26 protein-coding genes are annotated in these 21,976 nt (G+C 37.8%); 19 read left to right on the forward strand and 7 right to left on the reverse strand.

From position 1 onward, the window contains the following. The first annotated feature begins 311 nt into the window (after positions 1 to 311). The 4 genes from AC2INI_RS18540 (at position 312) to AC2INI_RS18555 (ending at position 3,134) form a co-directional block, all read left to right on the forward strand. A complete protein-coding gene (locus tag AC2INI_RS18540; protein WP_122033217.1) occupies positions 312 to 863 on the forward strand; it encodes a DUF3332 domain-containing protein in 552 nt (183 codons plus the stop codon). A 327-nt stretch (positions 864 to 1,190) separates the two neighbouring features. Then, positions 1,191 to 1,556, forward strand: coding sequence for an NADH:ubiquinone oxidoreductase (locus AC2INI_RS18545; RefSeq protein ID WP_122033218.1), 366 nt, complete (start codon positions 1,191 to 1,193; stop codon positions 1,554 to 1,556). Positions 1,557 to 1,689: 133 nt separating this feature from the next. Further along, positions 1,690 to 2,694 (forward strand): response regulator, encoded by a 1,005-nt coding sequence (locus tag AC2INI_RS18550; RefSeq protein WP_122033219.1) that lies wholly within the window; start codon positions 1,690 to 1,692, stop codon positions 2,692 to 2,694. Then, positions 2,694 to 3,134 carry a PAS domain-containing protein gene (locus tag AC2INI_RS18555; protein ID WP_122033220.1) on the forward strand — a complete coding sequence of 147 codons (441 nt, stop codon included), beginning with the start codon at positions 2,694 to 2,696 and terminating at the stop codon, positions 3,132 to 3,134. The genes AC2INI_RS18550 and AC2INI_RS18555 overlap by 1 nt, the downstream gene beginning before the upstream one ends. A gap of 65 nt (positions 3,135 to 3,199) precedes the next feature. Here the strand turns inward: AC2INI_RS18555 and AC2INI_RS18560 are convergent, their stop codons facing one another. Next, a complete protein-coding gene (locus AC2INI_RS18560) occupies positions 3,200 to 3,508 on the reverse strand; it encodes a DUF496 family protein (RefSeq protein WP_060993732.1) in 309 nt (102 codons plus the stop codon). A 109-nt stretch (positions 3,509 to 3,617) separates the two neighbouring features. Continuing rightward, positions 3,618 to 4,025 carry a bactofilin family protein gene (locus tag AC2INI_RS18565; protein ID WP_122033221.1) on the reverse strand — a complete coding sequence of 136 codons (408 nt, stop codon included), beginning with the start codon at positions 4,023 to 4,025 and terminating at the stop codon, positions 3,618 to 3,620. Between the two features lie 155 nt (positions 4,026 to 4,180). On the opposite strand from AC2INI_RS18565, the gene AC2INI_RS18570 reads away from it, so the two are divergent. Together AC2INI_RS18570 and AC2INI_RS18575 are read left to right on the forward strand one after the other, a co-directional pair. After that, entirely contained in the window at positions 4,181 to 4,840 is a 660-nt protein-coding gene (locus AC2INI_RS18570) for a YceH family protein (RefSeq protein WP_486305976.1), read from the forward strand. A gap of 4 nt (positions 4,841 to 4,844) precedes the next feature. Further along, positions 4,845 to 5,126, forward strand: a complete 282-nt coding sequence (locus AC2INI_RS18575) for a GIY-YIG nuclease family protein (RefSeq protein WP_486305977.1) — start codon at positions 4,845 to 4,847, stop codon at positions 5,124 to 5,126. Between the two features lie 11 nt (positions 5,127 to 5,137). Here AC2INI_RS18575 and nadE read toward each other — a convergent pair whose 3' ends face one another. Then, complete coding sequence (gene nadE, locus AC2INI_RS18580; RefSeq protein WP_486305978.1) at positions 5,138 to 5,968, reverse strand: ammonia-dependent NAD(+) synthetase; 831 nt, start codon at positions 5,966 to 5,968, stop codon at positions 5,138 to 5,140. Between the two features lie 159 nt (positions 5,969 to 6,127). On the opposite strand from nadE, the gene AC2INI_RS18585 reads away from it, so the two are divergent. Together AC2INI_RS18585 and AC2INI_RS18590 are read left to right on the forward strand one after the other, a co-directional pair. Beyond that, the gene (locus tag AC2INI_RS18585) at positions 6,128 to 6,640 is read left to right on the forward strand and encodes a nicotinate-nicotinamide nucleotide adenylyltransferase (protein WP_486305979.1); all 513 of its coding nucleotides are present in this window, start codon (positions 6,128 to 6,130) and stop codon (positions 6,638 to 6,640) included. 6 nt (positions 6,641 to 6,646) lie between these two features. Beyond that, positions 6,647 to 7,153 (forward strand): hypothetical protein, encoded by a 507-nt coding sequence (locus AC2INI_RS18590; protein WP_122033226.1) that lies wholly within the window; start codon positions 6,647 to 6,649, stop codon positions 7,151 to 7,153. Positions 7,154 to 7,186: 33 nt separating this feature from the next. On the opposite strand, the gene AC2INI_RS18595 is transcribed toward AC2INI_RS18590, so the two are convergent. Then, entirely contained in the window at positions 7,187 to 7,804 is a 618-nt protein-coding gene (locus AC2INI_RS18595) for a hypothetical protein (RefSeq protein WP_486305980.1), read from the reverse strand. Between the two features lie 181 nt (positions 7,805 to 7,985). Here AC2INI_RS18595 and AC2INI_RS18600 point away from each other — a divergent pair, with 181 nt between their 5' ends. Further along, complete coding sequence (locus AC2INI_RS18600) at positions 7,986 to 9,089, forward strand: 1-acyl-sn-glycerol-3-phosphate acyltransferase (RefSeq protein ID WP_486305981.1); 1,104 nt, start codon at positions 7,986 to 7,988, stop codon at positions 9,087 to 9,089. A 16-nt stretch (positions 9,090 to 9,105) separates the two neighbouring features. On the opposite strand, the gene AC2INI_RS18605 is transcribed toward AC2INI_RS18600, so the two are convergent. Together AC2INI_RS18605 and AC2INI_RS18610 are read right to left on the reverse strand one after the other, a co-directional pair. After that, positions 9,106 to 10,029: a LysR family transcriptional regulator gene (locus tag AC2INI_RS18605; protein WP_122033229.1), complete on the reverse strand. Its 924-nt coding sequence runs from the start codon at positions 10,027 to 10,029 to the stop codon at positions 9,106 to 9,108. Between the two features lie 38 nt (positions 10,030 to 10,067). Beyond that, positions 10,068 to 10,682 (reverse strand): hypothetical protein, encoded by a 615-nt coding sequence (locus tag AC2INI_RS18610; protein WP_486305982.1) that lies wholly within the window; start codon positions 10,680 to 10,682, stop codon positions 10,068 to 10,070. A gap of 193 nt (positions 10,683 to 10,875) precedes the next feature. On the opposite strand from AC2INI_RS18610, the gene cspE reads away from it, so the two are divergent. Then, complete coding sequence (cspE, locus tag AC2INI_RS18615) at positions 10,876 to 11,082, forward strand: transcription antiterminator/RNA stability regulator CspE (protein WP_122033231.1); 207 nt, start codon at positions 10,876 to 10,878, stop codon at positions 11,080 to 11,082. 65 nt (positions 11,083 to 11,147) lie between these two features. Here cspE and AC2INI_RS18620 read toward each other — a convergent pair whose 3' ends face one another. Next, positions 11,148 to 11,444: a YfcZ/YiiS family protein gene (locus AC2INI_RS18620; protein WP_122033232.1), complete on the reverse strand. Its 297-nt coding sequence runs from the start codon at positions 11,442 to 11,444 to the stop codon at positions 11,148 to 11,150. A gap of 463 nt (positions 11,445 to 11,907) precedes the next feature. Here AC2INI_RS18620 and AC2INI_RS18625 point away from each other — a divergent pair, with 463 nt between their 5' ends. The 9 genes from AC2INI_RS18625 to AC2INI_RS18665 all read left to right on the forward strand — a co-directional run bounded on the left by AC2INI_RS18625 (position 11,908) and on the right by AC2INI_RS18665 (position 21,942). Beyond that, entirely contained in the window at positions 11,908 to 12,369 is a 462-nt protein-coding gene (locus tag AC2INI_RS18625) for a TetR/AcrR family transcriptional regulator (protein WP_122033233.1), read from the forward strand. Between the two features lie 101 nt (positions 12,370 to 12,470). Further along, a complete protein-coding gene (locus AC2INI_RS18630; RefSeq protein WP_486305983.1) occupies positions 12,471 to 13,850 on the forward strand; it encodes a TolC family protein in 1,380 nt (459 codons plus the stop codon). Between the two features lies 1 nt (position 13,851). Next, complete coding sequence (locus AC2INI_RS18635; RefSeq protein WP_274445221.1) at positions 13,852 to 14,832, forward strand: HlyD family secretion protein; 981 nt, start codon at positions 13,852 to 13,854, stop codon at positions 14,830 to 14,832. A 30-nt stretch (positions 14,833 to 14,862) separates the two neighbouring features. After that, positions 14,863 to 15,978, forward strand: coding sequence for an ABC transporter permease (locus AC2INI_RS18640; protein WP_486305984.1), 1,116 nt, complete (start codon positions 14,863 to 14,865; stop codon positions 15,976 to 15,978). 3 nt (positions 15,979 to 15,981) lie between these two features. Continuing rightward, positions 15,982 to 17,082 carry an ABC transporter permease gene (locus AC2INI_RS18645; RefSeq protein ID WP_486305985.1) on the forward strand — a complete coding sequence of 367 codons (1,101 nt, stop codon included), beginning with the start codon at positions 15,982 to 15,984 and terminating at the stop codon, positions 17,080 to 17,082. 119 nt (positions 17,083 to 17,201) lie between these two features. Then, positions 17,202 to 17,477 (forward strand): HlyU family transcriptional regulator, encoded by a 276-nt coding sequence (locus tag AC2INI_RS18650; protein ID WP_122033238.1) that lies wholly within the window; start codon positions 17,202 to 17,204, stop codon positions 17,475 to 17,477. 262 nt (positions 17,478 to 17,739) lie between these two features. Beyond that, complete coding sequence (pntA, locus tag AC2INI_RS18655) at positions 17,740 to 19,296, forward strand: Re/Si-specific NAD(P)(+) transhydrogenase subunit alpha (RefSeq protein WP_486305986.1); 1,557 nt, start codon at positions 17,740 to 17,742, stop codon at positions 19,294 to 19,296. A gap of 11 nt (positions 19,297 to 19,307) precedes the next feature. Beyond that, complete coding sequence (gene pntB, locus AC2INI_RS18660) at positions 19,308 to 20,684, forward strand: Re/Si-specific NAD(P)(+) transhydrogenase subunit beta (protein WP_486305987.1); 1,377 nt, start codon at positions 19,308 to 19,310, stop codon at positions 20,682 to 20,684. Between the two features lie 301 nt (positions 20,685 to 20,985). Beyond that, positions 20,986 to 21,942 carry a tyrosine-type recombinase/integrase gene (locus tag AC2INI_RS18665; protein ID WP_486305988.1) on the forward strand — a complete coding sequence of 319 codons (957 nt, stop codon included), beginning with the start codon at positions 20,986 to 20,988 and terminating at the stop codon, positions 21,940 to 21,942. Positions 21,943 to 21,976 lie beyond the last annotated feature (34 nt).

Raw genomic sequence — 21,976 nt, forward strand, 5'->3', positions numbered from 1 at the left:
ATCTCAGTGAGTTGAAAGTTTATTACAATTAAATGTATGTTTTTTATAATTGATTCTTAGAAACATGACAGACGTCACGTTAATCTGCGCGGAGTTTATCAGCACTTTATATGTATTGGAATAGCTTGTATGAAAATTACACCACATTTTTTCAATCTAACATTGCATATTTGACAGTGTCAATATATTGGCTAGTGGCGACAGTATATTGTCAGTTTTATGTAAAATCATGATCTTCGGTCTATTTTTACAATTAATTGCTTGATAATATCTGCCGCGGTAAAAACATAACTAATAAATATGAGAAAATTATGAACTTTAAAAAAGTTAAAATCGCAGTGGCAGTAACATTAGGCATTACAACTCTTACTGGTTGTATGGGCCAAATGGGGGTTACTCAATTAGTGACTTTTGGTAACTTAAAAGCAGTAGATAACCGTTATGGTCGTGCTGGACTTTATATCCTATTAGCTCCTGTTTACGGTATCACTGCTGCAGCGGATTTATTTATTTTTAACTCAATTGAGTTTTGGACTGGTAAAAATATCATTACTGGTAAAAGTCCAGCTCTTGTCGATAAAGATGTTGGCGGTGCAGTATTTAAAGTAAATGATAAAATTGACTCTTCGATGACGAAGGCACCAATTGCTCCACTTCAAGTAAATAATAATGTGAAAAGCACATCAGTTGAGCAAATCGATGCGAATACGCTAGAGATGCACGTAGCGCTACTAGATGGTACTCAACAAGTACTTCGCGGTGAGAAAACGGATGACAGCGTTGCTTTCTACCTTGATGGTAATTACATCACTACAGTACAAGTTGAAGAGTTAGAAAATTATGTAGCGGCGTCGCAAGCATAATCTAAGTCTGAAATTAATTAGTATAAAAGCACTCATTTTTGAGTGCTTTTTTATATCAGATCAAAAATAATAAAAATAATTATTCCTCGCGCATTATGTGTATTTTAACTGTTTTTTAACATTGTGCGTATTAACTATAAGACATAAAAAGATAAAGACTAAGTCTAGCTATTTTATCAGAAATAACGCCATTTATTTGCAACAAAACCGCAACATGTTGCAATTCTTCACCTAGTTGAAATTTGATAAAAAAGCGATAGAATACAGCGAAAACAAAGATTCCAAAATTGAAAGGATGCTCTCAATTTATTTTCGAGGTCTTATATTATGAAATTACTACTAATCTTTTTAGTTTCAACTCTAGGTGGTGTTGCCGCTGCCGAGCACTTTCATTCTTTTCTTTTAGGTTTAAGTATAGCGAGCTTAGCAGTAGGCTGCTGTCATTGGTTTGCATTTAGAACGACCCGTTACCCACAAATGGCGCTATTACTTTTAATGCTTGGCTTATTCTCAAAAATGGCTGTAACCATTGTCGGTGTTATGATGGCGGTAGATGCGGAACTGATTACTTCTCCATTTATTTTTGCTGTCTCGTATCTTTTCTTTTCAATCGTAGCAACATACCTATGGTTTAAAATTAAGGATCGTAAAATTTCAGAGCCTCTGCTAAATAGAAAAGCTGATCTCATGTAATAGAATCACTTTTATAAAAGATAAGAAGGAGCTTTTTAGCTCCTTTTTTTTGTTTTTGTACAATGCTGTACTGTATCTATGCGAAAGGTTACTTGATATAGTATTGATAGTTTTAGTTAATAAGGGTTTTTAGATGGCAATTTCCATCTTAATTTGTGACGATTCAGCTTTAGCGCGCAAACAATTAGCGCGAGTGATCCCATCTTCATGGGGGACAACGATAGATTTTGCTCATCATGGTTGGGATGCTATTGGTAAGCTTGAAGCTACGTCATATGATCTTCTGTTTCTCGATTTAACGATGCCAGAGCTAGATGGCTATGGTACATTGGAGCAGATAAATGCACGTAATATATCCACACAAGTCGTTGTTGTTTCTGGTGATATTCAACCAAAAGCTCAACAACGAGTATTGGCGCTTGGTGCAAAAGCATTTATTAAAAAGCCTGTTGATAAAGAGACATTAATCTCAACCCTTATTTCTATTGGCATTCAACCAGAACGTCAGCAGACTTATACGCCACAATCGATAGCCCCGATCCAGCTGCGTCGCCGTGATGTTTATTTAGAAGTTGCCAATGTCGCTATTGGTCGTGCCGCTGATTCATTAGCGCGTCACTTTGATGTGTTTGTTCATATGCCTTTGCCTAACGTTAATCTGTTTGAAATGAGCGAATTACAGATGACATTGCGCCATTTAGCAAATAACCAAGAGATGTCGGGTGTTTGTCAGGGCTTTAGCGGTGAGGGAATCGCAGGGGAAGCTCTCGTATTATTGAGTGACTCAAGTGTCTCTGACTTAATCAAATTAATGGATTACCCTGAATCTGATGATGCAAGTCTAGAATTAGAGCTTTTAATGGATGTTTCTAATATTCTAGTGGGTGCTTTTTTAAAAGGAATCGGCGAACAAGCCGAAGTTCGTTTTTTCCAAAGCGCTCCGGTCTTACTGGGCCAACATATCTCTGTAGATAGTGTAATTGAATCTACTAATGGTTCATTTAATCGTTTGATGGCATTTGAAGTCAGTTATAACATCGATGGAACAGACATTAAATGCGATATGCTATTGATGATTGTAGATGAATCCCTGCCAATTTTAGATAACAAACTAGCTTACTTACTGGATGATGAATAATGAACGGGATCCCTGCGGAGTTTGAACAGTTTCACTGGATGGTCGACATGGTACAAAATGTTGATGTAGGCTTAATTGTTGTGGATAAAGAATTTAATATTCATCTTTGGAATGGGTTTATGACGCACCACAGTGGTAAACAAGCTCATGATGTGATGGGTAAATCTTTATTTGATATATTCCCTGAGATTAATGATGCTTGGTTTAAAGCAAAATCAAAACCAGTGTTTGATTTAGGAACGCGCAGTTTTGTTATCTGGCGACAAAGGCCTTATTTATTTCGTTGCCGTAATGTTCGACCAATCACTCAGCAAAGTGAATTTATGTACCAAAATGTCACGTTAAATCCTATGAGAAGTACAACAGGGGAAATTAAATCAATGTTTTTAGCTGTTGAAGATGTGACTACTGAAGCATTAGCTGAGTTAGCAAATATATAAAATTGAAAAGTAGGATAAAAAAATGGAGGCGAATAGGCCTCCATTTTTGTATCTAAGCGCGATGATTATTTATTCGCTTTTTTGTCCGCTTCTGTTAAATCACGGATTTTACGGCTGATATCACGACGAGATTTAGAGATTTCAGCACTTTTGATGATGTGGTCATCAACACGGTCTTCGTAATCAGCTTTCATGTTTTGTACAACAGCAATGATTTCGTCAGTAGACATTGTTGGGTGAATATAATCCAACATGTTTTCTAAAAGAGTCACACGCTTCTGGTTATCACGAATTTTCTTTTGGTTATCTTGTAATTCACGTTTTAGTTTATTCTTACGACGAGCTTGGTTGATGATTTCAAAAACGTTGTTCATTTTTATATCCTATAATATTTAATAGCTACTCTCTTGATTAAATCATAAATGCAGCGTTGAAAACAATAACAAGATCAATACAGTGCTAAAAAAATAAATTAAGACGCAGTTAAACCGCTATCTTCTCTTTCTCTGTATTAGGTTTAGTTTCTGTAATTTTGGTTACTTTTTCAATATCAACCACTTCACGATTTTCACCGATCAGTAAACCACCTTTCTCGATGGTCAATTGTTGAGTTTGCATTGTACCTTTGAATTTGCCTTTAGGCTGGATATTTACTTCACCACCTTGGCATGTACCTTCAACTAAACCATTAATCAGTACCAATCCTGCTTTAATGTCACCTTGGACACGACCAGAAGGAGTAATAATGACTTCAGCTTCCGTTGAGATATTACCTTGAACAAAACCATCGATTTGAATGCTATGCTCAGATTCAATGTTACCTATAACTCGGCAACCTTTGGCAATGATAGATAAAGAGGCTGAGGTAGACCGACTACTAAAAAGGCCCATGTGTATTTCTCCAATTGATATTAAACTAACGAAAGAATACTATCATGGATAGAACAGGGGATAACTACTATTTATAGAGTCAACAGTAGTATTTAGTAACAGAGCTCACACTTTTATCGTATGCATTATCGAATAAAGTAAAAGGAATCATAAGAATGAGAATTATCACCCAGGCAGAAATACGTGTTATTGGCTGTTTAATAGAAAAAGAAATCACCACACCAGAACATTACCCATTAACATTAAATGCACTAACGAACGCATGCAATCAAAAAAGCAATCGTGACCCTGTCACCTCAATGACGGATTCAAACGTATTAGATGCACTTAATGCACTGATTAAAGACCGATTAGTGACTGATGAAACTCGTGGAAACTCAAGAGTCGCTAAATATCAACACCGTTTTTGTAACACCGAATTTGGTAGCCTTAAATTGTCTTCGCAAGAGATTGCTATTTTATGTGTCCTTTTTTTACGTGGGCCTCAAACGCCGGGTGAGCTAAGAACGAGAACGCAACGCTTATGTGAATTTGAAAATGTTGCGCAGGTTGAGGCCGTTTTAAATAAATTAGCCGCAGATGAACTCTCTCCTAAAGTTGTTAAGCTATCAAAAGAGCCAGGCAAACGTGAAGCTCGATATGGGCACTTATTTTGCGGTGAGCTGAGTGACAGCGTCGCTGATTCTGGTATTCAAGAAGCACCGACACAAAATACCGAAAAAAATGATCGAATTGAGCAATTAGAAATTGAAGTTTCTCAGTTACGTACCGAGCTGAATGAATTAAAACAATTGGTTAATGAGGTTCTCTCTTAGTGACATGACAGAGCTTAAATCTGACTGGACTCTCTATTTGATACGAACCCGATCTAACAGTTTATATTGTGGCATCACTAATAATTTGCCACGTCGCTTAGAAATGCATAAAGCAGGCAAAGGGGCGAAGTATTTACGAGGAAAAGGGCCTTTAACTTTAGTGTGGGCACAGAATGTAGAGTCAAAATCACACGCGTTAAAATATGAGTATCGTATAAAAAAAATGACCAAGGCCTCAAAAGAAGCCTTGGTCAATCAAACAGGAAGTTTACCTAGCCTTGACTGATCTCTGAATTACTAATCGTAGATAGTCGGGATCGGTTGGCGTTTATGCTGGGACAGTTGGTAGATAGTAATTAATCTAGCTTCTGCTTCAGCATCAATTTTCTTACCTTCTAAAAAGTCATCTATTTGGTCGTAAGTAACCAACAGTGCATCTTCATCTGCTTTTTGAGGAGCAAGTTCTTCTAGATCAGCCGTTGGCACTTTTTTCACTAGCTGCTCAGGAGCACCTAACGCCGCAGCAACCTCTCTTACCTGACGCTTGTTTAAGCCAAATAGGGGAGCCAAATCACACGCACCATCACCAAACTTAGTGTAAAACCCAGTAATGTTTTCAGCAGAGTGATCGGTTCCTAATACTAAACCGCCAACATAACCTGCAACTTCATATTGAGCTATCATTCGTGCGCGTGCTTTTACATTGCCTTTCACAAAATCTACCTTTGCAGAATCGCTAGGAAGTAGGCCTGTATGCTCAAGAGCAATATGATTCGCTTTGTGTAAGCCATCAACACCGTCTTTAATGTTTATGCTGATTGATTGAGAAGGTTGAATAAAAGATAAGGCTAATTGAGCTTCATCTTCATCCTTTTGGATACCATAAGGTAAGCGTACCGCGATAAATTGGTATTTATCCGTTTCAAGCTCTTGGTTTAATTCATTAATTGCAATTTGAGCTAATCGCCCGCAAGTTGTTGAGTCGACACCACCGCTGATCCCAAGGATTAGCGATTTGCAATGAGATTGAATTAGTTTTGATTTAATAAAATCGACACGAGTTGTAATTTCTTGAACTGGGTCAATTGATTCTTTTACTTTCATTTCTTCAACAATCTGCTGTTGCATTGCGATTCCTTTACCCTTTATTGAGGGGCTATTAACACTTAAGTAGAATAATCATACTGAATTAAATGAATTAATAACAGCCTAATAGTGTTCTCACATAGCCATCGACATAAATTTCACTTATGCTGATTAATAATATCAACAATAACGAGATTAAAAATGAAGATTGCAGTATTTGGTAGCGCCTTTAATCCACCATCATTTGGTCACAAGAGCGTGATTGAACGTCTTGGGCATTTTGACAAAGTGTTACTGGTACCAAGTATTTCACACGCATGGGGTAAAGCGATGCTGCCTTATGAAACTCGACTTAATATGATTAATGTATTTATTTCTGACTTAGCGTTGAGTAACGTTGAGTTATCTACCTTGGAAAAAGAGATCCACATTCCAGAACAAAGCGTCACCACTTTTTCCCTCTTAAAAAAACTTCAAGAATTACACTGTAATGCCGATATTACTTTTATCATTGGGCCAGATAACTTCCTTAAGTTTGACAAGTTTTTCAAAGCTGATGAGATAATAAAACGTTGGAGTGTTATGGCTTGTCCAGAAACAGTACCTATTAGAAGTACCGATATAAGAAATACGATACAACGTGGTGAGGATATCTCCCACTTAACAACAAAGGGTGTCCAAGAATACATTTCTAGGCATCAATTATACGAGTAATAATCTATGAAAATACAAGTTGGCTTAATCAGTTTAACGATGGCAATATCTATGTACGCAAGTGCAGAAGAGAGGTCGACTTGTTTGCAAGAAAGCTACGATAGTTATTCACGTGAAATTTATTCGTCAAACAACCACTGTTTAGTGCCTTTATTTGAAGTTAATCAGTTTATTTCACAATTAACTGAAATAACAAAAAATATTGAAGAAGAAGTTTTTGAAGAAAGCTTTTGGGATAAGTGGGCTTACACTACTGGAGATGACCCATTATTAACTGGTTACCTTAGTGACAGTGCGGTGGGTTTTACTGTGTGGCAACCTGAAGAATATTACGACAAAAAAATAGAAGAATTTGAATCATATGGCGAATGGCTTGAAAGTCATGGTTTACAGTTGAGCTTAGCGTTTGGTGGAGAAAAACAGGGAAGAAATGCCCGTTTTCGTATTGATTATCGCTGGCATGAACGCGCTGATGATCAGGTGTTTATGCAGTTTGAAATCCCTTTCCAATAACGAAAAATCGAGCATCATCGTGATGACGTTAGCTTACTTTAGTAAAGAAAATACTTGTTGAAGTAGTTGTACATTGCCTGAAAAATAACGCTTCGCAATCATCTCATCTTTCGCGCCAGATTTACGCATTTTATCCGCTTCTCTTACTTTCAATGCGATCATCATGTCTGGGGACACTTGGCAATCTACCGTCTCTTTAGCGTCAGTTAATGAGGATAAGTAGCTATTAATACTCTTTGATTCTACAGACAATTCTGTATGCAAAGAGGCCGTAAGTAACTCATCTTGCATTACCTGCAATAAACGCTGTTCAGCAAGTTCTGTTAAATTACTTGATTGCAGCTTTTGTAATCCCGCAAGTAATAAAGGACTCATCTCAACATAACCACCATGAGATTGTAATAACTCGCGAGTTCTCACCGAAAACTTAACAGTAGAGATACTCGAGTTCGGAACAATAGTGATTGAAGATAAAGCATCAAACGGAAGCCAAAACCCTTCTCCAGGCAGAACCAAATATTCCCATTTACCTAAACGAATAAGCGCAGCACCAGTAAGAACAGATACGAATTCATAATGGTTCTTTTTCTTTCTCGCTGTATAAAAAAGATGGGAATGTGTCTCTGAGTGAAAAGTGATTGCGTTTTTCATAGGTACCTCTAAATTTGAGTTCGTAACTTTACTGGTTTTTACCTAAAAATCAACGGATTCTCTATCGTAAAAGTAATATTTACTCACAAATGGTACGACCACTGTAATTGTTCACGTACAAGTGAAGTAAAATCAAGTAGAATATGGCCTCATTTCCTTTTTGGTAACCAGAAGTCTAAAAATGACCACACAAGATATCTATCAAGAAATTCGCCCATATAATGATGATGAAGTTCCTGCTGCTATTGAGCGTTTAATTTCTGATGATGAATTCATTACCGCTATTCTGCATTACAAGTTTCCTTCTGCCTCTAAGTTTTTATTTTGGCTATTAGCGCCATTGTTGCGTTGTAAGTTACGTCGCTCATTATCTAAGATCACCACAATAGAAGATGTGCAGTTGAATGTGGCGACGTATTTGAATAAGACGGTTAAAAAGACAACCAATGGTATTACCTATACTGGACTGGATAAGTTAGATCCTAATCAAGCGTATTTATTTGTTTCTAATCACCGTGATATTGCTATGGACCCTGCGTTAATGAATTGGGTTTTATACAATAATAAGATGCAAACCGTTAGAATCGCGATAGGTGATAACTTATTGAAAAAGGCCTGCAGTACGGAATTAATGAAGCTAAACAAAAGTTTCATTGTAAAACGTTCAGCAAAAGCGCCTCGTCAAATGCTTAAAGCGTTAGGGCAGTTGTCTGCTTATATTAAGCATTCTTTAGAAACCAATAACTCTATTTGGATCGCGCAAAAAGAAGGTCGCGCAAAGGATGGTAACGACTTTACCGATCCTGCAATTTTAAAGATGTTTCATGTTGAAGGGCGTAAACGTAAAGAGAGCTTTTCTGATTACATGAATAGCTTAAAGATAGTTCCTGTATCTATTTCTTATGAGAATGATCCATTAGATGTCCAAAAGGCCAAAGAATTGAATGCCGTAGCAACATTAGGTTCATACGAGAAAGGTGAATTTGAAGACATCGACAGTATTATCAAAGGGATCATTGGTAATAAGAAACGCATTCATATTCACTTTGGTGACGTTGTCACTTCTGCACCGGAATCTGCTGATCTATTAGCACAAGAGATGGATCAACAGATAACAAAAAATTACCATCTGTTCCCAATCAATTATGCAGCAGCGAATGTTGACTCTGATACCGTGACAGAAGAAGTAAAACAAGAGTTAGATACTAAGCTGGAGCAGTTGTCATTACAAGAACAGCCTTATCTGCGTGCGCTTTACGCTAATCCAGTAAAGAACGCACAATAGTTCTGATTCTTTAAGTTTAATTGAATAGCTTTTTATCCCAATGTGGTGGATTACCCACTTGTTGGGATAAAAAGTCAATAAAGGTTCTAACCTTTGGAGGTAAGTGCTGGCGTCTTGGATAGACTGCATAAATCGGTAATACCATGTCTGCTTGCCATTCCGTTAATAAACGTACCAAAGTGCCATTTTCAAATTCATCTTCAAGTAAATAGCTCGCCAAATACGATATACCGGCTCCGGCTTTAGTTGCATCTAAAATCGCTGATGCATTGTCTATTTTAAAAATACTCTGCACTTTAACAACTTGATGGACGCCATCACGAGTAAATTCCCATTCATTAAACTTGCGCTCATTACTATGATAAGCAATACATTTATGTTTACTTAAATCAGCCGGTCGGGAAGGCAACCCATTTTCTTTAATATAACTTGGTGCAGCTGCGACGATAAAACGGCAGTCGGCAATTTTTCTCGCTACCATGCCTTCGGGTAAATCATCATGTATGGCTATCCAGCAATCAAGGCCATCCTCTAACAGCTTTGGTTTATGATCGAATAGGGTGACTTCCAGATCAACGTCAGGAAATTGCGCTTGAAACTCAGCAAGGGCATGAATGATATGACGATTACCAAAGGATTGTGCAATACCAACCTTAAATACGCCAGATATCCTACCGTGGTGTGCATCTAACAAGGCATCAGCTTCATAAGCAATATCAATGAGCTTTTGGCTGTATTCGGCGTATTGCTGACCTAGCTCAGTGATCGAAACAGATCGATTATTACGCTGGACTAACTGGCAGTCTAAGCGAGTTTCTAAGGCTTTTATCTGTTTGGATACATGAGATTTGGAGATACCTAACTTTTCAGCAGCACGTGTAAAGTTTAACTCATTGGCTACCGTAGCAAAGATTACCATTTGATGCAGATTATCTAACATTATCAAACCTAAAGAAAAAACAGTCTTCTATTGTAATGCTACTTAAAAATATAACCATCAACTTTTATGGTTTCTGGAAATTCAGTGATTTGTTGTCCACCAAGATAGATATTACCCTTGACGATTAAGTCAGTGGGTAGGGTAGTGATTTGAGAGTAACCAAGATAAAGGTTCCCTTTTACGACTAATTGTTTTGGCAAATTAGCTAAAGGGGTTCGAATAACACTTAAATCGCCATTTACCGTTAATCGTTGAGGAAGCTCTGTTAAGCCTGAACCTGCAAAATTGATAAAACCTGCCACTTTAATACCACGAGTATATCGCTTGAGTTGGGTTGTTCCAGCCAGATTTAAATAGCCTTTTACTTGCGTCCCTCTGGGAATGTTCTTAATCTTCGTATTAGCTAAATTGAGATCACCATTGACGATTAAGCCCTTGGGTAACTTTTTGATGTAACTGTTGGCAAGATTTACATTGCCTTTAAGTTCAAGATTATCAGGGAGCTCTGTGTAATTTGTATGTCGTAAATTGATATTTCCATAGCTATCAATATGATTTATTAAGCGATGTTTATTAAGCATTTCAGCCATTAAAGGTGAAGAAGTAAGGCTTGCTACCATTAGTAAGGCCAAAGAAATGTGCGATTTAGACATAATATAGACAACATAAAGTTAGTGACTTACTTTGTTATCGACTATAAATGAAATATGTTTAATTTCAAATCAGTGATATAAGTCTTGTTTTTCGGTTTTTTTTATTAAAACACATTTGGTATAGTGAAATCCGGTATTCAAATACCGCAGCGATAAATAGAATCGCGAGTAATTCAAACATTAAGGAGACGTAATGTCTAAAGCGACTGGTACTGTAAAATGGTTTAACGAAGAGAAAGGTTTTGGTTTCATCGCACAAGAAAACGGACCTGACGTGTTTGCTCACTTCAGCGCGATTCAATCAGACGGTTTCAAAACGTTGAAAGAAGGCCAAGCAGTAACTTTTGATGTTGAGCAAGGTCCTAAAGGCCCTCAAGCAAGCAATATCCAAGCTGCTTAGTACCAAGAATATTAATAAAAAGGCTCTCAATGTGAGAGCCTTTTTTCTTTGTTATCTATAACTGATTATTTTCTAAGAGAGCGGGTCTTTAATTCGTAAATCAGTTTTTCTGCACTACAAGAGAATTTTAAGCGTGCATGAAGTTCTTTTTCATCGTTAGCCAGCTCAATATTGTGCTCAACGTCTTCGCATACTTCTTTCGCTAGAGATAGGTAATTAGCAAATTCTGCTTCTAACTGTGCTTTATTATTAGCGAAGATGCTTACTTCAGCAACATCATCACCTTCTTTAATCACAAAACCCATTTCTGCACTACAGCCACATGAATCACATGGTACATTTTGCTCAACTTCAGAAGTCATCGTTTGTTTCCTCATAATAGTTATCTATGGGATATACTATGCTTGTTCATATTAGAAAACTAGTATTTATAACAGGCATATGCAAAAACTTTCCGTAGTAACAAATTACTAAGAATTCCACAACAGTATTACAACTTGGGACTAAGACCTCAAAATATGAACCTTTATGACAAATCTTTGTCAGAATTCAGAGCAGTGTATTGTAATTCCGTACTGTATAATACAGAATACTGACTGAACATAGGGCAGGGTTAAGCAGCAAACAGATATTTCGTTAAAAATGTGATTCTTATACTTGAGAATGCTTTAACGGCTAGATTGCGATAATATGTTTAACGTGCAAAATATCATAAAAAAAATTATACAAATGGACTTGAATCTTATAAATTAGCTTAATTAAATCATTTAGTTAATTTTTACGATTAATTTCTTAATGGACTAACTACATTAGAAGAGTTTTATTATGCCAAAAAGAAGTAAAGAAGATACTGAAATCACCATCCAGAAGATCATGGATGCGGTTATTGATCAACTATTACGCTTAGGCTATGACAAAATGTCATACACGACATTAAGCCAACAGACTGGTGTATCTAGAACAGGTATCAGCCACCACTTTCCAAAGAAAACTGACTTTACTGCTGCTTTAGATGGTCGTATTTTCCGTCTATTTGCTGAACGTCTTGAAATGCAAGGTGATAAACAAGCATTTATTGATAGCTGGATTTCTTCTTTAGAAGACGAGCAATTCCGTGCAATTCTACGTCTTTTATTCCACCATATCGTTACTTCTGCAAATGCACATGAATTTGCTCATAATGGCATTGAGCGTCTATACGGAATGGTTGAAGACCTATATGGCGAAGAAAGCCGTAAAGATCTTGAATGGCTAATTGGCCTTTCTCTAATTCGTATGTCTAAGTAATTATATTATTTAGTATGAAAGCTTATCGGTATTACTATCGATAAGCTTTTTTTTTGCATTCAAAACCAATTAGAGCTTATACTCTATCCATTGGAGGGGTTATGCTAAAAATTACACGTCTATCTGCTTTATTAACCACATTTATGTCTCTGTCTGTTTGCGCTAAATCGGTAGATTTCGATAGTGCATGGAAAAATGTACTCAATAATCATAATGGCATTGCCGCTGAGCGTATGAATGTTCAACGTCAAGAATCATTAGCTTCAGGTACTTCTGATCTTAATTTACCTTCAGTTACACTAAGTGCAAATTATACGTATCTTGATGATGATGTGACGGTGTCACCAGATCAACTTCTTAATAGTACTAAATTAGGCTCTTCTGGCTTACCAGCATTAAGTGGTTTAAACGATTTACTTACTTCAACATTAACTGAACGTGATATTTTCACCAGTTCAATTCGTGCTATCTGGCCTATATTTACAGGTGGACGAATTTCTGCTGCTGAAAATGCCGCTGAAGGAAAAACAGACGAAGCACGCAGTAAACTGAAAATGAAACAACAAGCCTCTTATGAAGATCTAGCTAAATACTATTTTAGTGTTGTTCTCGCTAATGAGGTAGTTAAAACCTATAGCGAAGTAGAACAAGGATTAGCAAAACACAGAGACAATGCTATTAAACTGCAGCAACAAGGGCAGATCGCCAAAGTTGAACGCCTTCAAGCCGATGCATCGTACGATAAGGCACGAGTAGATTTACGTAAAGCGCAGCAAGATTCTGATATTGCGAAAGCAGCATTAGCGAGTATGTTGCAATCAAAAGAAACCATTACCCCTGAGACTGAACTTTTTACTAATCCTTCTTTACCTCAGCTAAGTGCTTTCATAGATAACACATTAAATACTTACCCTGGTCTTGATTTATTAGACGCTAAAGAGCGCCAAGCAAGCAGTTTAGTTAAAGCAGAAAAAGGACGTTATTATCCTGAAGTTTATTTATATGGTAACTACAATCTATATGAGGGAGACAGTTTATCTGCAGAAATAGCCCCTGATTGGATGGTGGGGATTGGTGTGAATGTACCTCTGATTGATAATAAAGGTCGTTCAGATAAAGTCGTCGCTGCACATAATGCGATTCAGCAAGTTCAATATTTAAAAAAACAAGCTCAACAAGATCTCGCATTACTGGTAGAAAAAACGTATCGAGAAGCGCTTCAAGCCATCGATGAATATGAAGGATTAGCTTCAAGTCTAGAGCTCGCGTCAGAGAATGTATTACTACGTGAAAAAGCGTTTAAACAAGGTTTATCTACATCATTAGATGTGGTCGATGCTGAGTTGTATTTGGCTAGTATTAAAACTCAACGTTCTTTAGCGTCTTTTAACTATGTTATCTCACTTGTTAAATTACTGGCATTAAGCGATCAAACAGATACGTTTGTTCAATACCAACTTCAAGCAAGAGAAGGAAAATAATATGAGTCAGTTAAAAAAAGTTATCGGCTCTCTTGCCGTTGTTAGTGTGGTTAGCTGGGTTGGTTATAGTTTTTGGGCAGCGTATCAACCTCGCCCTGAATTACTTCAAGGTCAAATAGAGGCTGAACAATATAATATATCCTCAAAGGTTCCAGGACGTATTGAAAATGTATTTGTAAAAAAAGGGGATATGATAGAAAAAGGCCAACCTGTTTTTTCATTATATAGTCCTGAGATAGAAGCTAAACTGGCACAAGCGAAAGCTGGTGAAGCTGCCGCAAGTGCATTAGCCGATCAAGCAGAACAAGGTGCTCGAACTCAACAAGTTGCCGCAGCAAAAGATCAATGGCGCAAAGCTAAAGCAGCCAGTCAGCTACTTGAGAAAACGTATGCCCGTGTTAATAACCTTTATAAAGACGGCGTTGTTGCAGAGCAGAAAAAAGATGAGACGTACACTCAGTGGCAAGCGGCCAAATACACAGAAAGCGCTGCCTACCAAATGTATCAAATGGCTAAAGAGGGTGCTCGTTCAGAAACCAAACGTGCTGCTAATGAAAAAGTAAAAATGGCGATGGGCTCAGTTGCTGAAGTTGAAGCCTATGTTGCCGATACAAAAATCAATAGTTGGTACAATGGTGAAGTATCACAAGTCATGCTTAATGCTGGTGAAATTGCGCCTCAAGGTTTTCCTGTTGTTAGCGTAATCGATATAAAACAAGCGTGGGCAGTGTTCCATGTTCGTGAAGATAAATTAAAAGCGTATAAGAAAAATCAAACAATTGATGTTTACTTGCCTGCACTTGATCAAACCGTTCCATTTACGATCACGCATATTGCTGTAATGGGTGATTATGCTACGTGGCGAGCAACCGATAACAGTCAGGGATTTGATTTGAAAACCTTTGAGGTAGAAGCTCATCCAGTGAATGACATTCCGAATCTACGCGTAGGCATGAGTGCCGTAGTAAGAATAGATAAATAATGTACATCACTTGGTTATAGTTGGATCGTTATGAAAATGTTTTGGCGCTCTTATTGTTCAAATCCATGGTTAATAGCGGTTACCTTTGCTTTACCTTTGGTATTATCTCTCATTATTTGGTGGGTATTTTCAGCATCTGTCGTGCGAGAGCTGCCTATTGATGTGGTGGATCTGGATCAGTCTAGTTTATCAAGAATGATCATTCGTGATTATGATGCAACGCCGACGCTTGCTGTACGATCTATTCAACCTAATAATGAGATTGCAAATCAAGCATTAAAACGTGGTGACAACTATGGCTATATCGTTATCCCAAGTCACTTTGAGCGCGATGTCTTACTTGGTAAGAGTCCTCAAGTCTCTGGTTTTTATAACGGACAATTCATTCTAATTGCTAAACAAATTAACTCCGCGTTAATGCAAACAGATATGACGACTCAAGCTAAATTATCGACCGTAAAAGCACTGAGCACTAAAGAGACCGCATGGACTCAAGCAATTAACTCTGCAGTACCTATTAACGTTCAGATCACTCCCTTGTTTAATCTTGGTAGTAATTACAATCAATTCTTGGTTTCTGCCGTTTTACCGGCAATTTGGCAAATGGCGATCATTGTTGGCATGATCTGGGCAATGAAAAATGAAATGGTTCGCGCTAATTGTCACGATATAAGAACATGGTTTGATTCACAAAGCATCAAGCAAATACTTCAATTTATCTCAGTCTATTTTGTGGTGGCGATGGTATTAGGTTGTCTGCTTTTTTACTTTTTATATGGCATTTTGCGCTTCCCATTCGATGGCCAAATTCCATCATTTTTACTCGTAATGAGTGCTATGGTATTTGCGTGTATTAGTTTAGGTTGTGCGATAGGCTATGCGACGAATGATATTGTCAGAGCAATGAGTATTTCAGGCGCTTACACTGCGCCAAGTTTTGCCTTTCTTGGTGTGACTTTTCCTGTTTCTGATATGAATGGCCTTGCCACATTCTGGCACTCTATTTTACCAGCAAGCCATTTTGTACGATCTCAAATAGAACAAGCGAATTATGGTTATACTTTTATACAAACCACACCAAATTTAGGTGCGTTATTGTTATTTACATTACCATTATTGTTGCTTATGGCCCGTTTAAGGAAGTAGCTAATGTCATTAATATCTATCATAAAAAATGAAGCAAAGGCTATTTTTACTAACAGCACTATTTTAATGGCTATGATAGGAGGTGTATTATTTTACGCCTTTTTATATCCACTTCCTTATCTACAGCAAAGTCCTGAAGAGCAAAAAATTACGGTGGTTGATCTAGATAAATCTGATTTAAGTCGTCGTTTTATTCGTATGGTTAACGCATCACAGCAAGTCGATGTAGTTGAACAAGCAGAGAGTGTAACTGAAGCTAAGCAGCAGTTCCTTGATAACACCGTTAGTGGATTTCTGGTTATCCCATATCAATTTTCAAAAAACCTACAACTTGGACAAGCACCAACAGTTGCATACGCAGGTGATGCCTCTTATTTCTTAATTTACGGCACTATTGTTGAAGGCTTAATGAAAGCGGGTGGCACCATTGCAGCGCAATATCGTATCGCTCATATGGCCATAGATGGAGTACCTATTAATGCAGCGATAAATACATTTCAGCCGTTTAAGTCAAATTACATTCCAGTGTTTAATCACAATATGGGTTACGTGCAATATGTCGTGCCTGCCGTCTTTGTGCTTATCTTACAACAAACGTTGTTAATGGCTGTCGGGGTGAGACAAAAAGCAACTAAAATAAGCGAAAATTCAGCAACTCAGCTAGTGGTGCGATTTGGAATATTCTTACTATCAGAATTAGTGTTGGCCTGTTTCTATTTTGGTTATGTTTTTGATTTTTATCACATAGGACGCTTCTCAAATCCTATTGATTTAATCACCTTACTCGTTCCTTTTATATCTGCGGTGATCTTACTCGGCATGTTATTAGCTCGATGGTTTCCAACCCCTGAAAGCATTTTGTTAGTCGTTTTATTTAGTTCAATGCCAATTGTTTTTAGTGCTGGTTTTATCTGGCCAACCGAACTTATTCCAACGGTACTTACCGATGTTATGCATTTACTGCCAAGTGGTTTTGCTATTAATGGTTTTCTTACCTTGAATCAGCAAGGGGCAGGATTAAACAGTGTCTTATCTAATATGCTAGGGCTTTATGGCTTGTGCTTGCTATATGGCTTCTGTTTATTTTTAAGTAAACGGAAATAGAATATTAATTCCCCTTTGTGCTCTTGGCGATACTAAACCTATTGCACAATCTCAAGAGTCACTACTTCACGATAGGGCTTTTGAGGTATAATTAGTCTTATTTCAAAAAGGAAAATGAAATGGGACTTTTTTCACGTCTATTTGGCTCTTCCCCTAAACAAGAGCCAGTCATCGAGCCAATCGAATACAAATCCTTTCTTATCTACCCAAACTCTGAGCGAGATGGAAGTCAGTTTCGTATCGCAGGTAAAATAACAAAAGAGATTAATGGCGAACTCAAAGAGCATCGCTTTATTCGATCTGATGTTATTTCATTGAAGAGTGATGCTGACGAATTGATGGTAAGAAAATCAAAAATGTTGATTGATCAAATGGCTGAATCAATTTTTAAATAAATGTAAATTAATTGATATAGATTACGGCAGCATTGGTTTTACGCTCTATACTTATTGTTTAAAATCAATCAGTAACGCTAAGTGGTTTGACCTCTATTTTATAATCATCATTATGTTGTTTATTTACTAAATAGGGGTGAGAATAAGCTGACATTTATTTTTTGTAATAAAATGATGTCGTTTTATTACAAAACACTTGAATTAGTATCTTATGTTCGATACAACAAAGGTATCAATTCAAGCCAATAGTAAAGGAATAACTATGCAAGTTGGTGTACCTAGAGAAGTACTCGCGGGAGAGACCCGTGTTGCTGCCACTCCAAAAACAGTTGAGCAGCTATTAAAACTCGGTTTTACCGTCGCTGTAGAATCTAAAGCCGGTATCTTAGCCAGTTTTGATGACTCCGCATTTGAAAAAGCAGGCGCTACTATTGTTTCTGCCGATGATGTTTGGAAATCAGAACTTATCCTCAAAGTAAATGCGCCTCAAGTTAACGTCGAAACCGGTGTTGATGAATTTGAGCTGCTTCAAGATGGCGCAAGTTTAGTTAGCTTTATTTGGCCAGCTCAAAATGAAGAATTACTAGCCAAATTAGCCACAAAAAATATCAATGTTCTGGCGATGGATTCTGTTCCTCGTATTTCACGCGCCCAAGCATTAGATGCACTAAGCTCAATGGCAAACATTGCAGGTTATCGTGCTGTTGTAGAAGCGGCGCATGAATTTGGTCGTTTCTTCACAGGTCAAATTACGGCTGCGGGTAAAGTTCCACCAGCGAAAGTACTTGTTGCGGGTGCCGGTGTTGCTGGTCTTGCTGCTATTGGTGCCGCGGGTAGCCTTGGTGCTATTGTTCGTGCATTCGATGTTCGTCCAGAAGTAAAAGAACAAGTCCAATCAATGGGTGCAGAATTCCTTGAAGTTGATTTCAAAGAAAACTCCGGCTCAGGTGATGGCTACGCAAAAGAAATGTCTGATGAGTTCAACAAAAAAGCAGAAGAGTTGTATGCTGCTCAAGCTAAAGATGTTGATATCATTATTACAACTGCACTTATCCCTGGTCGTCCTGCACCAAAGCTGATTACTAAAGCAATGGTTGATAGCATGCAAGCGGGTAGTGTGATTGTTGATTTGGCGGCTGCTAATGGCGGTAACTGTGAATACACAGTAAAAGATCAAGTTATCACAACAGAAAATGGCGTAAAAATTGTGGGTTATACAGATATGGTTGGTCGTCTTCCAACTCAATCATCACAACTTTACGGCACAAACTTAGTTAATCTTCTTAAGCTTCTATGCAAAGAGAAAGACGGCAACATCAACATTGATTTTGAAGACGTTGTTCTTCGCGGTGTAACCGTTGTTAAAGAAGGTGAAGTCACATGGCCTGCGCCACCAATTCAAGTTTCAGCTCAACCTCAAGCAAAAGCAGCACCAAAAGCTAAGGTCGCTCCGAAAGTTGAAGAGCCTATGTCTCCAGTTAAAAAGTTCGGAATGATCGGTGCTGGTATTGCCGCTTTTGGTTGGGTGGCGTCTGTTGCTCCTGCTGAATTCTTAGCACACTTTACTGTTTTCGTTCTTGCCTGTGTTGTTGGTTATTATGTGGTATGGAATGTAAGTCATTCATTACATACTCCGTTAATGTCAGTAACGAATGCCATTTCAGGGATCATCATTGTGGGTGCATTGCTGCAAGTTGGACAGGGTAGTGCTGTTGTTTCATTTTTAGCATTTATTGCAGTTCTAATCGCGAGTATTAATATATTTGGCGGTTTTGCTGTAACCAAGCGTATGCTTGAAATGTTCCGTAAAGATAAGTAAGGGGTAGGATAATGTCAGCAGGATTAGTTCAAGCAGCATATATTGTATCTGCCGTTTTATTTATTATGAGTTTAGCCGGTTTGTCTAAACAAGAAACCGCTCGTTCTGGTAACTACTACGGAATGACAGGTATGGCCATCGCACTGATCGCGACCATCTTTGGTCCTGACTCTGCAGGTACAAGTTGGATCATCGTTGCTATGGCAATCGGTGCTGCAATTGGTATCTTCTATGCGAAGAAAGTTGAAATGACTGAAATGCCTGAGCTTGTGGCAATTCTTCACAGCTTTGTAGGTATGGCAGCAGTATTAGTTGGTTATAACAGCTATATCGATCACGGTGAATTAACTGGTGCGCTACTGAATATCCATCTAGTTGAAGTGTTCTTAGGTGTCTTCATTGGTGCCGTTACATTTACGGGTTCACTTGTTGCATTTGGTAAATTGCGTGGTGTGATTAGTTCATCAGCACTTCAATTACCACATCGCCATAAGCTAAACCTATTAGCATTAGTCGCTTCTGCCGCACTTCTTTACTATTTTGTTAGTGTTGAAGGCAGTATGTTTGCAATTATCTTAGTAACACTAATTGCTTTCGCATTTGGTTACCATCTAGTTGCTTCAATCGGTGGCGCTGATATGCCAGTGGTTGTTTCAATGTTGAATTCATATTCTGGTTGGGCAGCAGCAGCAGCAGGTTTCATGCTATCAAATGATCTTCTGATTGTGACTGGTGCGTTAGTTGGTTCTTCAGGTGCGATCCTTTCTTACATCATGTGTAAAGCAATGAACCGTTCTTTCATCAGTGTTATTGCTGGTGGTTTCGGTCAAGATGTTGTTGCATCATCTGGTGATGAAGCTCAAGGTGAACACCGTGAAACAACGGCTGAAGAAGTTGCAGAAATGCTTAAAGATTCTAAGTCAGTAGTTATCACTCCAGGGTACGGCATGGCAGTAGCTCAAGCTCAATATCCAGTTTACGAAATTACTGAAAAACTGCGAGCACAGGGCATTAACGTTCGTTTTGGTATTCACCCAGTTGCGGGTCGTCTACCAGGCCACATGAACGTACTGCTTGCTGAAGCAAAAGTACCGTATGATATCGTTCTTGAAATGGACGAAATTAATGATGACTTATCTGAAACAGATACGGTTCTAGTGATTGGTGCAAACGATACAGTTAACCCTGCAGCGATGGAAGATCCAAATAGTCCAATCGCAGGTATGCCAGTTCTTGAAGTGTGGAATGCGAAAAACGTAATCGTATTTAAACGCTCTATGAACACAGGTTATGCAGGTGTTCAAAACCCATTGTTCTTTAAAGAAAACACTGAAATGCTTTTTGGTGACGCTAAAGAAACATGTGTTGAGATCAGTAAACATCTTTAGTTAAACGTGTTTATTAAATAGATTAAACCGAGTATTTAGTACTCGGTTTTTTTTCATCTATTTTCCAATAGTAGTAATACCGATTACAGTCTTCCTAAAATCTCTTCTTTGTTATATATAATCTACTCACTCTTATTTTAGACAGTGACAACAATCAGCATAAAACAGATCTTCATGGTGTATTTATCATCAATATCCACTTAAAGGATCCAAAATGGATCTCTACTTATTAAAATGTACCTTTGGAAAAGTAGAGAATGATCATATACTAGGGACAGAGTAATAAATAAGTTGTAAATCAATGAGTAGTGACAGCGTAACACTTTTAAGTAATGATATTTCAGTAGGACTAACTATGCCTAAAGTGAGTAGCTTAAATGCAGCTCAGGCATATTTGTTATCACTAAACTCTGAAAATAGCCGATCAACGATGAGATCAAATTTAAATAAGATCGCGCATCTTCTTGGATCTTTTAATTTAAACAACTGCCCATGGCATCAGATAAATCGTGATTACGTACTTGGTGTTATTGAGGCATTAAAATCTGAAAAATTAGAATCGGCAACCATCAATACGTACATAGCGGCAATCAAAGGTGTGGCTCAAGAACTATGGTTATCGAAAAAAATCACGACTGAAAACTACCAATTAATAAAGCACATTAAACAAATGAAAGGCTCTCGATTAGCTAAAGGCCGCGCTTTATCCAGCAATGAGATCCAATTGTTGTTTTCTTCTTGTAATGACCAAACCATAAAAGGTATTAGAGATAGTGCTATTTTAGGTGTGTTATTAGGCTGTGGTTTAAGACGTTCAGAAATTGTGGATTGTTCTGTTGGTAGCTTTAATGCAGAAGAAGGGTCATTGCGAGTACTCGGAAAAGGTAATAAAGAACGTATGTGCTATTTACCTCAACAGTCTTTAACGTTATTAGATTTATGGCTAACCACCGTCAGTGGAGATAATGAGCGAGCTCTGTTTACCCGTATAAGACGTTTTGATGCAGTAACCGATGATAAACTGACCTCACAAGCTATCTTGCATATACTGAATGAAAGACGAAAACAGGCTGGGGTAAATGCATTTTCTCCGCATGATTGCCGAAGAACTTTTGCTTCTATGTTGTTAGATAATGGCGAGGATATCTCTACCGTAAAAGATGCGATGGGGCACGCTAGTATCATTACCACACAAAAATACGATAAGCGTGGATTTGAACGTTTGAAGACAGCGAGTAATAACTTAAACTTTATGTGAATAAATAATCACAGTAGTTAGAAAATCTTCGGGA

It is taken from the genome of Aliivibrio friggae, assembly GCF_057368515.1.

Excerpts from the sequence above, each read along its gene's own strand:
- AC2INI_RS18540 (WP_122033217.1), top strand. The coding sequence starts at position 312 with ATGAACTTTAAAAAAGTTAAAATCGCAGTGGCAGTAACATTAGGCATT.
- AC2INI_RS18545 (WP_122033218.1), top strand. The coding sequence starts at position 1,191 with ATGAAATTACTACTAATCTTTTTAGTTTCAACTCTAGGTGGTGTTGCC.
- AC2INI_RS18550 (WP_122033219.1), top strand. The coding sequence starts at position 1,690 with ATGGCAATTTCCATCTTAATTTGTGACGATTCAGCTTTAGCGCGCAAA.
- AC2INI_RS18555 (WP_122033220.1), top strand. The coding sequence starts at position 2,694 with ATGAACGGGATCCCTGCGGAGTTTGAACAGTTTCACTGGATGGTCGAC.
- AC2INI_RS18560 (WP_060993732.1), bottom strand. The coding sequence starts at position 3,508 with ATGAACAACGTTTTTGAAATCATCAACCAAGCTCGTCGTAAGAATAAA.
- AC2INI_RS18565 (WP_122033221.1), bottom strand. The coding sequence starts at position 4,025 with ATGGGCCTTTTTAGTAGTCGGTCTACCTCAGCCTCTTTATCTATCATT.
- AC2INI_RS18570 (WP_486305976.1), top strand. The coding sequence starts at position 4,181 with ATGAGAATTATCACCCAGGCAGAAATACGTGTTATTGGCTGTTTAATA.
- AC2INI_RS18575 (WP_486305977.1), top strand. The coding sequence starts at position 4,845 with ATGACAGAGCTTAAATCTGACTGGACTCTCTATTTGATACGAACCCGA.
- nadE (WP_486305978.1), bottom strand. The coding sequence starts at position 5,968 with ATGCAACAGCAGATTGTTGAAGAAATGAAAGTAAAAGAATCAATTGAC.
- AC2INI_RS18585 (WP_486305979.1), top strand. The coding sequence starts at position 6,128 with ATGAAGATTGCAGTATTTGGTAGCGCCTTTAATCCACCATCATTTGGT.
- AC2INI_RS18590 (WP_122033226.1), top strand. The coding sequence starts at position 6,647 with ATGAAAATACAAGTTGGCTTAATCAGTTTAACGATGGCAATATCTATG.
- AC2INI_RS18595 (WP_486305980.1), bottom strand. The coding sequence starts at position 7,804 with ATGAAAAACGCAATCACTTTTCACTCAGAGACACATTCCCATCTTTTT.
- AC2INI_RS18600 (WP_486305981.1), top strand. The coding sequence starts at position 7,986 with ATGACCACACAAGATATCTATCAAGAAATTCGCCCATATAATGATGAT.
- AC2INI_RS18605 (WP_122033229.1), bottom strand. The coding sequence starts at position 10,029 with ATGTTAGATAATCTGCATCAAATGGTAATCTTTGCTACGGTAGCCAAT.
- AC2INI_RS18610 (WP_486305982.1), bottom strand. The coding sequence starts at position 10,682 with ATGTCTAAATCGCACATTTCTTTGGCCTTACTAATGGTAGCAAGCCTT.
- cspE (WP_122033231.1), top strand. The coding sequence starts at position 10,876 with ATGTCTAAAGCGACTGGTACTGTAAAATGGTTTAACGAAGAGAAAGGT.
- AC2INI_RS18620 (WP_122033232.1), bottom strand. The coding sequence starts at position 11,444 with ATGACTTCTGAAGTTGAGCAAAATGTACCATGTGATTCATGTGGCTGT.
- AC2INI_RS18625 (WP_122033233.1), top strand. The coding sequence starts at position 11,908 with ATGCCAAAAAGAAGTAAAGAAGATACTGAAATCACCATCCAGAAGATC.
- AC2INI_RS18630 (WP_486305983.1), top strand. The coding sequence starts at position 12,471 with ATGCTAAAAATTACACGTCTATCTGCTTTATTAACCACATTTATGTCT.
- AC2INI_RS18635 (WP_274445221.1), top strand. The coding sequence starts at position 13,852 with ATGAGTCAGTTAAAAAAAGTTATCGGCTCTCTTGCCGTTGTTAGTGTG.
- AC2INI_RS18640 (WP_486305984.1), top strand. The coding sequence starts at position 14,863 with ATGAAAATGTTTTGGCGCTCTTATTGTTCAAATCCATGGTTAATAGCG.
- AC2INI_RS18645 (WP_486305985.1), top strand. The coding sequence starts at position 15,982 with ATGTCATTAATATCTATCATAAAAAATGAAGCAAAGGCTATTTTTACT.
- AC2INI_RS18650 (WP_122033238.1), top strand. The coding sequence starts at position 17,202 with ATGGGACTTTTTTCACGTCTATTTGGCTCTTCCCCTAAACAAGAGCCA.
- pntA (WP_486305986.1), top strand. The coding sequence starts at position 17,740 with ATGCAAGTTGGTGTACCTAGAGAAGTACTCGCGGGAGAGACCCGTGTT.
- pntB (WP_486305987.1), top strand. The coding sequence starts at position 19,308 with ATGTCAGCAGGATTAGTTCAAGCAGCATATATTGTATCTGCCGTTTTA.
- AC2INI_RS18665 (WP_486305988.1), top strand. The coding sequence starts at position 20,986 with ATGAGTAGTGACAGCGTAACACTTTTAAGTAATGATATTTCAGTAGGA.